Here is an 8,861-nt window from a genome sequence, read left to right as displayed (position 1 = left end):
AATTATAATTACTATTCAGTTTTCAAAGGACTATGCCTAAGGGGCATTTTTTTAACTTGTGTAAGAACACAACCTAAAAAATATCAGTAAAAAGCAATAAATTGCCTATTTTTATAGTAAAATTTATGAATAAATAATTCATAATAAGAGAAATTGTGAGGTAAATTAAATATGGTTGTGGATAACTTGCTACACACACACACACACATCTACTATTAATATAGCTGTTAATTTTAATAGTAAGCTTTCGTATGGCGATTTAAGAATTCAAGCAGGACATATTTCTGAAAAACAAAAAGAGAAAACCCTGGAGAAGTTTCTTCAAGAAACATTTCGAAGGAATTTAAATTACTTGAATTCTAATGATATAAATCAGTATATTAATTATCTTAATGGAGTATTTAAGAATATAGATAATTATAACTTGGAAGTAATAAATCTTGATTTGCTATCAAGCAAAAAGAAGTTAGAAAAGGTTTTGTTAAATAATGATTGGAATGATTTAAAAACAGGTGGACCGTTGGTTTCAACTGTAGTTTTTATTGTAAAGCTAAAGGATTCCTATATTAAAGAATTTAAGATTGACAGATTTAATAGCATTTGTCTTTTTACTAAATTAAAGAAACTGGAGAGTATTAAAGATTTATATTTTGAATTAAGTAGAATAGAGTTTTTGGACTTATCATTAGAAAAAGAATATCAAAATATTTCTAATCTTTGCATTCAGCTTATAAATATTAAATACGAAGAAAATTATTTTAGAATATACAATACTCTAAAAGAGAATCATAAAATAAGAAACATAATTCTTGAAAAAAGTAGTGAATTAATGTGAACAAAAAATACAAAAACTGAAAATGGATTAAAACTAAGGAATTCATTGGATTTTTTAATTTCTTTCCATATCTTTAATAAAGAAAGTGATAAAAAGACATACTCATATCCTGTTTTAAAATTCAAAGACAGAAGAGTTGATAATATAAATACATATCATAAGTATTGATGCTTGGTGAGCAGAGATAATAAAAAAGAAAAACTTGTTTCCGGTAAGAATATCAGTATATTTGCTGAAAATGATTATGATGATAAATATGAATTTACAAACAAAAACGAAAATGATGTTGATAAAACCGAGTATATAAAAAGTAAGTTAAATTCATTTATAAAATCATCAAATGAATCAATAAATATGCTTACACATCAGAATCAAAATCTGACAAATGAAATTAATGAAAAAGAAAAAGAGAAGAAACAATCTGAAAAACATAAACAAGATTTACAACAACAAATAAGCAATTTTAATAATAAAATTAATGAAGTATCAAATCAAATAAAAGAAATTAAAAAAATTAAAGAACAATCATGAGAAGATGATTATGATGTTGATAATTATAAAGATAAAATAAATTACTTAAATAATGAAAAATTATTACTAGAGCAGAAGATAAAAAAGATCGATGTAGAACTCAAAAATATAAGTGAAAATATAAGGATATCAAACACCAAATTATCTGATATACGAACTTTAATTAAATCAAATAAAGAAAGTATAGAAAAAGAAGAAAAAAAAGTAAAATATATTGAAAAACTAATAGCAGATAAGTTTTTTAAGATATATAAAATTATAGAGACTGAACTGAAGATAAAAAAAGACACAAAATCTGAGTCAATAGAGAATATAAATATAAAATCAATTAATGATTCTGAACACTCTCTATTAAATATAAAAGATCTTTTTAATAGCAATCATTATTATTTGTCTGATAAAGATGAAGGTTTAGTAATTAAATATAGAAGATTTTATAATTCGTTAAAAAACTTTAGTGATGGGATGTACAGAAATCCTTATTTAGCAAAATCAGTAGAAGAACCAAATTTCTTTCAGGTGAACATACCAGCAAATTTTAAAATAAACAGTCAGATAGCATTGAATTTAAATCAAAAACAAGAAGAATCAGTTAAAAAAGCACTAAATTCATCAAGTATTTCATACATTCAAGGACCGCCTGGGACTGGAAAAACACAGACTATTTGTGCAATTATAGAGCATGTAGTAAATGAAAATAAAAAGAACTGTTTAATAATGTCATCAACACATGAAGCAATTAATAATGCACTTGATCGCTTGTATGAAATTAATAAAAAGAATCCCAATTTTATATATTTTAAGTTATTAAGACGAGAAGATATAGATTACAGTAATCCTGAAATTCTAGAAAATGAAAAATTCAGCGATAAAGCGATGTTAAAGAATTTTACAAGTTCTTTATTCAATAATTTAATTACTGAAAAAAAGAATTTTCAACCTTTTTTAAATTGGTATAAAGATAATAAAGAAGAAAATTTACTAAAATATATTGATATAAAATTAAGTGTTGAATATTTAGAATCAAATAAAGACAAAGCACCAGATTTATATTTAAAAATAACTCAACACACAAAAGATGAAGTTATGAAAATAACTTTATCCCCTTATAAAGAAACTATAGATTATGACATATTGCACCAGATATTAGATTTTACAATCAAAACTAACCATGAATATAAAGGATTTGAAGAAAATAAATATTTTCAACAATTTAAAAATGTAGCAAGTAAATCACAAATTAGATTAGTCGAATTTTGAAATCTTGATGATATTCTAAAGAAAACACAAACTAAAATCCAGGATAAATGAAGTATATATTTTGATAAAATGAAAAATTATTATGCTGATAAATCAAACAACAGTATTGATGATATTAAAAATTTTGCTAGGAAAGCATTTGATGCAGATTTAATCAATGTTATAGGAATGACTACATCAGCCAGACAAGAAATATCGATTTTTAATGATAGCGATAATTCTAAAAGGTTATTTATAGATTATCCTATATATTTTCAAATTCTTGATGAAGTATCAAAATCAACAACATTAGAAGTGATTAATAGTATTTTAATGGCTAATAAGGTAACATTAGTTGGAGATTATCGGCAACTGCCACCTAATGTTGAATTAACTGAAAACCTAAATGACAAAAAACTTAATCAATATGGAGAATCAGATAAAGGAATTTTGGATAATTGATGAAATTGGTTGAAACTTCAAAATAGCTCAAAATGACCAGCAACAGAAGAGTTTTGAAATAATCTTAAAAAGGAACTGGAATTTCCTTTCTTTAAAGAACATGCATTGCAAATAAAAAGAAGATATAATAATCATTCACCATATTCATTTTTAAAAACTCAACACCGTTTTGCTACCGAGATAATGAATATAGTTAACTTTGTTTATGATCATGATGAAAAACTCGAGATGCCGAGCATTTATCAAAGTCACGAATTTATTAATTATAATTTAAAAACGAATCAGAATAATAATTTTAATCATCATTTTAACATAGTTGATTCCACACATTATTCGACAGATTTTATGAAATTTCTTTCTTTAAATTCAGAACATTCAGAAAAAAACAAAATAATTAATGCTCTTAGCAATCTTTCTTACACTGCTGATCAAAAATCTTCTATGTTTAAAAACAAAGAATACAACGGAAGAATCAATGAATATAATGCATATATTATTATAAAAATACTTCATAATTTATTTAAAAATAACAATATAAACTCCAACCAAATTGGTGTAATCTGTATGAACCGTGATCAGAGTAATGTTGTTAGAAGCTTCATCAAAGAATACTCGCATATAAAGGCACTAAAAAATATCAAAGTAGATACAGTAGATAACTTTCAAGGTCGCGAAAAAGATATTGTTATAGTAGATTTAATCAGAGCACAAAATAGTTTCGATGAGAACGGTTTCGTTAGTCTTAATACCAGAAATTATGATTTTTATAAAAAAATAGAACGTTTAAATGTTGCAGTTTCGCGCGCAAAGGATAAATTAATTTTAGTTGGTGCATTCCGAAAACCTCTTAATGATATTGTTTCAGAAATAGATCTACCTACAGGAAGTAAATTCGAAAGCATTATCAGAAAATGATATGATGAAGCATCAAGCAAAGGAGCAATTGTTAATTATGATGAAGAACAATTCAATGAAGATTAAGATTAATGTTCCATATTTAGAATTAAAAATATTTAAAAAATACAGAAAACTCATTGATATGGATGAACTAAGTGCGATTTTTGTAGGAATTATTAAGTATTTAGAAAACCCAGACTTTCGAAGTAATTACGAAATTAAATCTACTGATTTATTTAAAGATGTTATTACAAAAGTATTAAATATTTGACAAAGATCATTTGTTTTAATAGAAGAAAAAATAGATAATTTATTTATAAATAATGTTTTATATACACTCACTAATGAATATAATAAAGGAGATTGAAAGAATTTGAGATTTCATTTTATTAAGATAAATAAAAAAATATTAGAATATTTTGATAATGATGAGTATAAAACACTTGAAGAACAAGAAAAGATAGTAAAAAATATAATTTATGTTAATTTAATAAATAAAGAACGCAGAATAGCTGTAAAGAAAACAGATATTAATTGAAAACCTAACTTTTCTGATTCAAATGATTTAAATAACATAATTAAACTGCGCGAAAATATAAAAACAAACGATGATAATGTTTCGCAATGGAAAGAATATAAATCAGGTGGATATGATGATAATAAGGATTATGTCTTTATTTCACATCAATTAGAGAAAGTTAATGTTCTTATAGAAGAAAATTGTGAATTTGAAGTAGATAATAACAAAATTAAATGAAACAAGACAAATTTTATATATTCATATAATCAATATATTCCTTCATTTTCATATATACTTAGACAAAAACTTCAAGAAAAATTTAATGAAGTTTTTGATGGGAGTGATTTTCAAGGGAATTTTTATCAAAAGGATAAAGAAGATCTAAAATATTCATTAGAAGAAAATCAAAACTTGATAGATAAATGTAATGAACAAAAGAGTTGAATCTGACCCATTTCAATTAAAATTATATATGCTGAAAATAAGCATTGACAAGTCTTTAAAGCACCAATAAAACTGCAATATTACCTTAATAACAATTTGGGAAATCCAAAAACTGACTTTGTTAATACCTATCAGTTATATAAAGAAGAAATAGATTTAAAACATTGGATTAAAAGTGAGTTTTCAAAAGAAAACACACAGGATATAAATCATCAGATAAAAGATGCTAAGGTTCTGGAATATGTTATGGAAATTATTGATTATAATTTCACAGTTAATTATTTTTATAATTTCTTTGTTAAAAATAAAGAACAAATATTAAATCATAAAATAACAGATATAAATAAATTAATGTATTTATACACAGAAAAATTAATTGAATATGATGAATTAATTAAATATTTAAAGAAGCAAAAAAATAACATTTATAAGAATATAGATAACGGTGAATTTATAAAATTAGTATCATCAAAATATAAATATGATATAACAAATTCAACATTGCTAAACATTTTCTATGAGACATTTCCTTGGTTTTATGATAATGGCGAAGTGTATTTTGACAACTGAATACCTGAAATAAATATTAAAAAAGCATTTGAGATTCTTAATTTATTGCTACTAAAATACAAATCAATGACAAAGAGCGAATTAGAATCACAATTAAATAAATTAACTGCAATAAATTACAGTCCTTTAAAAAGTCCATATATATCAAATAATATAAATAAAATTAAAATTTATCTAAAAGATGCTCCAACAATGTCTGAAGAAACATTTTTAGGCAGAACAGCAAAACTAAGACAAAGTTTAGAAACCTTAGTAAATTCAACAAAAAATGTTTCTAAATTATTAAAAGAAAAAGGATATCCTAATTTTTCCAAAACATATGAATGAACTTCTGAGCAAATACATAACAAAGAAAAAGAAAATTTTAGTTTTAATTTAACAAAAGAGAAGCAATTGTTAAGATTTGAATCAGAATTTGATAACAGTAAAAAAGGAGAAAAATAATGTCACATGCTGCAGTAATTACTCATAGCATCTGCATTGATGCAGAAAAACAAGAGTTAAATAAAATTAATGATGAAGTTACAGAACTTTATAACAATGCTTCATCTGAATTATTTCAAGAACAATGTAAAGAAATTTTAGAATCAGTAGCTGCAAGTTTAAATACGCTCGAGTCGTTTTCCGAGACAAGACAAATATATGAAAATCAAGTTACTGCTAGAGAAACAGAATTTCAATACCAAAAACACAGAATTTTTAAACAACTAGAAAATCTTAAATTAAATTTAAACTATATCGATGATATTTTTGCTCAAATTAAACAAGATGAAAGTGAAATAAATCGACTAATTTTAAAAGAAGGTTATATTGCAAACATCGCTATAGATGAACTAAAAGAAACTGGTACAGTTATTACAACGAATGCACTGCAAGCCAAAATTTCTCAGATAAGAAATAAAGAGATTACTAAGCAAACATTGGATAAAACTAAAAGACATATTGAGAACTTAATTGAAGAATCTACATTAGATATAAAGATAAAATTCAAATTACTTGATGAGCTAGATACAAAGACTTCTCCGCAAGAAATAAGTGATTTATTAGCAGTAATACAAGAGTTAAATTATCGTAATAATTTAACCCAAAGAAAAATAAATACCTATAAAGAAGTTTTAAAAGAAAACGGGTATCATTTAAAAGGTACACCAGATGTTATTACAATTACTGATGACAAAGGTGAATTGCGAGTTTCATTTGCATATGTTCTAAATTTTAAAAATAATAAAGATAATAGATTTAAAATTATTTTCAATCTAGATGACAGTGTACAATATGATATAGGGGATTATGAGAAACATATGTGTGTTACATTATCAGAAAAGATTCAGCAAGCAGTCTCTAAAAAAGGATATTTATACAAAGATATTAAAATACTTCGTAATATTATCAATGCAAAACCATTATTAAAAGCAATGCAGCAAACCATAAAATCTGGAGTAAAATAATGTATAATTCTTTAAAGAAATTAGCAATTAAACTGCAAGAAAAGAATCTTGTAGTTATCTCAGGTAATGTATATGATACATATTATTATAAAGATGAACATGATAATAAAAAAGAACATAATTTAGATCAACATATAATTAATTTGTTTGAATCGTTAGGTTATCTAAGGATAACTAAATTTAGTCCTGGATATGGTGAATTCCAATTATATCCAGAAGTTATCACTTCTGAATATGAAACAGATGAAGAAGAAAACAGTATCGATTTGTTGACATATATGAGAAGATTGCTTGAAAGCATTGTTGAATTTAACAAGAACAAAGTTTCTAAAAAAGCGAATCCAAATGTATATATTATTGATTTTTCAGATATATTAATTTCTAATACAGCAACGAATTCGCCTGAGTTAATTGAAGTTATTAGTGGAATATTATCAGTTATTTTAACTAACATTAAATCTGAAAAACTGATTAATAATGCAGATATTAATAAACAAAATAAAGTGATTTTTATAGCAAAAAATGAGCAAAATATCTTTAGTGAATTAGTTAAGGATAATCCTGAGGCTGCAGTAGTTCACATCAATAAACCAAATCAATACGAGCGATCATATATAATAGAAAACACATCTGAAAATTTCATTGTTTCTGATGTAAGTAAATTACAAGAAATAAAAAGCAAAGAGCACTCGCAGGCAGTAGGATTAACATCACAAAAAACATGCCGTGAAATAATGCAAATTGGTCGAGTTTGATGAACAGGAAGTAATAAATTCACATATACTGAAAAATATAACCTTATTCATTATAATAAAAAAGAATCAGAGTGACAGAAAATTAATCCTGTAAACCTCAAAAACTTTGAAATTGAGATAAGAAAAAGAGTATTAGGTCAAGATGGAGCAATTGCTAAAATAAAGCAAACATTAATTTCATCATTTATTGGTTTAAATGGTATCTTGCAATCGCAAAAGTTATCCAAACCAAAAGGAATTTTATTTTTTGCCGGACCCACAGGGACAGGTAAAACCGAAATATCAAAAGCATTAGCAGAATTTGTTTTTCACGATGAAAATAAATTGCTTCGTTTTGATATGTCAGAATATAATCATGAACATTCTGATCAAAGATTAATTGGTGCTCCACCAGGATATGTAGGATATGATTCAGGTGGAGAGTTAACTAATAAAGTGAAGGAAAATCCATTTTCTATTTTACTTTTCGATGAAATTGAAAAAGCACACCCGAAAATACTAGATAAATTCTTACAAATCTTAGAAGATGGTAGATTGACATCTTCTAAGGGAGAGTTAATAGACTTCTCGGAAACTTTTATTATTTTTACGTCCAACATTGGTGCAAATAAAGTATCTCCAGATGATTCAGTTATAAATGTTGAAAAGAATTTTAGAAAAGAAGTTGTAAATTATTTTAATAATCAACTACAAAGACCAGAATTATTAAATCGTATCGGCCATAGAAATATCATAGCATTTAACTTTATAACTGATGATAATATCATAAAACAAATAATTAAAATTAACCTTGTTAAACTACAAAAACAATTGAAGTCATTATATGAGTTAGAAATGAGAATAGCAGACTATGAAAATGTAATAAATGGTTTGTTAACCAAAACAAAAACAAAAATTGATAAAAAATTAGGTGCACGTGGAATTATTACAGGTTTAGATGAAATTTTAATTGATAAAGTTAGCGATTTTATTTTTGAAAACTTTACAAACATTCGAACAAGCAAACAAACAACATTAAATATAGAGTATAAAGAAGGTGAAATCTTTTTAAATTTGGAATAAATTTATTTTTTAACTGTGTCACAGTTAAAAAAGTTTTTAATATTAAACAAGGACATAAAAATTAACAGAAAATTAACATTGTATCATCTCGGCATATT

Annotated in this window: 4 protein-coding genes; all 4 read left to right on the top strand. The window is 24.8% G+C overall.

Annotated elements, in window-relative coordinates; genetic code table 4:
* Positions 1–175 precede the first annotated feature (175 nt).
* From ACXYRR_RS04140 to ACXYRR_RS04125, 4 genes are read left to right on the top strand one after another with little or no spacing between them, the layout of a single operon-like run.
* Positions 176–4,048: an AAA domain-containing protein gene (locus tag ACXYRR_RS04140; RefSeq protein ID WP_458598182.1), complete on the top strand. Its 3,873-nt coding sequence runs from the start codon at positions 176–178 to the stop codon at positions 4,046–4,048.
* Positions 4,020–5,942: a hypothetical protein gene (locus tag ACXYRR_RS04135; protein WP_458598180.1), complete on the top strand. Its 1,923-nt coding sequence runs from the start codon at positions 4,020–4,022 to the stop codon at positions 5,940–5,942. Before ACXYRR_RS04140 ends, ACXYRR_RS04135 begins: the two co-directional genes overlap by 29 nt.
* On the top strand, positions 5,942–6,946 hold the full coding sequence (locus ACXYRR_RS04130) for a hypothetical protein (RefSeq protein WP_435129780.1): 1,005 nt from the start codon (positions 5,942–5,944) through the stop codon (positions 6,944–6,946). The genes ACXYRR_RS04135 and ACXYRR_RS04130 overlap by 1 nt, the downstream gene beginning before the upstream one ends.
* Positions 6,946–8,763 carry an AAA family ATPase gene (locus tag ACXYRR_RS04125; protein ID WP_458598178.1) on the top strand — a complete coding sequence of 606 codons (1,818 nt, stop codon included), beginning with the start codon at positions 6,946–6,948 and terminating at the stop codon, positions 8,761–8,763. The genes ACXYRR_RS04130 and ACXYRR_RS04125 overlap by 1 nt, the downstream gene beginning before the upstream one ends.
* Positions 8,764–8,861: the final 98 nt, after the last annotated feature.

This window comes from Mycoplasma sp. 246B, assembly GCF_054353935.1.
This window is presented reverse-complemented; position numbering and strand designations above follow the sequence as displayed.